A 1,067-nucleotide genomic window follows, 5' to 3' on the forward strand; every position below is an offset into this window, starting at 1 on the left:
GCTAGCTGTAGTTCCCCGGGAGGTTGTGGATGCGGTCTGATGGTGTTTGGCCGCCGATGCCTGTGTGGGGTCTGTGGTGATTGTAGCTGTGGAGCCAGGCTGGGTAGGTTGCCGCGCGTGCTTCGTCGCTGAGGTAGGTGTGGGCGTAGGCCCATTCCTCGGCGAGGGTGCGGTTGAAGCGTTCGACTTTCCCGTTGGTTTGCGGGCGGTAGGGGCGGGTGAATTTGTGGTTGATTGCGGGGCCGAGGGCTGTGGTGAAGGCCGCTGACCGGTAGCAGGAACCATTGTCGGTCATCACGGCGGTCACGGTGATGCCGGCGTCGGCGAAGAACTGGTTCGCACGGCGCCAAAACCCGGACGCGGTTTCCTTCTTCTCATCGTCGAGGATCTCTGAATACGCCAGTCGGGAGTGGTCATCGACGGCGTGATGCAGGAACGAGTATCCGCGGCCGCCTTTCTGGTTGTTGTGGTTGCCGATGGTGCGGCCGAACTTTCGGTGGCCGCCACCGTTAGGGATACGTCCTTGTTTCTTGATATCAACGTGCACCAGCTCGCCCGGTATCGCTTTCTCATAGCGCACGGGTTTTGATCGTCGGACGAGCAGTCCCGTGCTTTGATCGAGCCAGGCGAGTTTTGGCATCCGATAGCGGGCTAGTACCCGCTCGACTGTGGAGCGATTCAGGTGCAGGTGGTAGCCGATCCGGTGTGGTCCCCACCGACGGGTGAATCGCAACGCGATGATGCGTCGCTCAAGGCGGCGCGAGGTGCGCGCCGGTGAACGATTCGGTCGTGAGGAGCGGTCAGTCAGGGGCTGACCAGCGCGAAAACGAGCAGACCATTTCGTTGCTGTTGCTGGTGAACATTGGAATCGTTCCGCGGCACGACGAGCAGACCAGCCGCCTTCCACGATCAGACGGGCAAGACGAAGCCGCCCCTCCGGGGCGAACGGGGCATTAGCGTGAGTCATGAAGACCTTCGGTCGAGGATGTGAGGGTGGTACCCACATCCTGCCGGAGGTCTTCGCTAACTCAAACGATCACAACGTCCCGGGGAACTACAGCTAGCGC

Annotated in this window: 1 protein-coding gene; it reads right to left on the reverse strand. The window is 61.4% G+C overall.

Going from position 1 to position 1,067, the window contains the following annotated elements; all coding sequences use genetic code 11:
* Nucleotide 1: 1 nt before the first annotated feature.
* The gene (locus ABD112_RS11550; protein ID WP_343926024.1) at nt 2-967 is read right to left on the reverse strand and encodes an IS481 family transposase; all 966 of its coding nucleotides are present in this window, start codon (nt 965-967) and stop codon (nt 2-4) included.
* Nucleotides 968-1,067 lie beyond the last annotated feature (100 nt).

The organism is Rhodoglobus aureus, assembly GCF_039527955.1.
In the GTDB taxonomy this organism is placed as follows: Bacteria; Actinomycetota; Actinomycetes; order Actinomycetales; family Microbacteriaceae; genus Rhodoglobus; species Rhodoglobus aureus.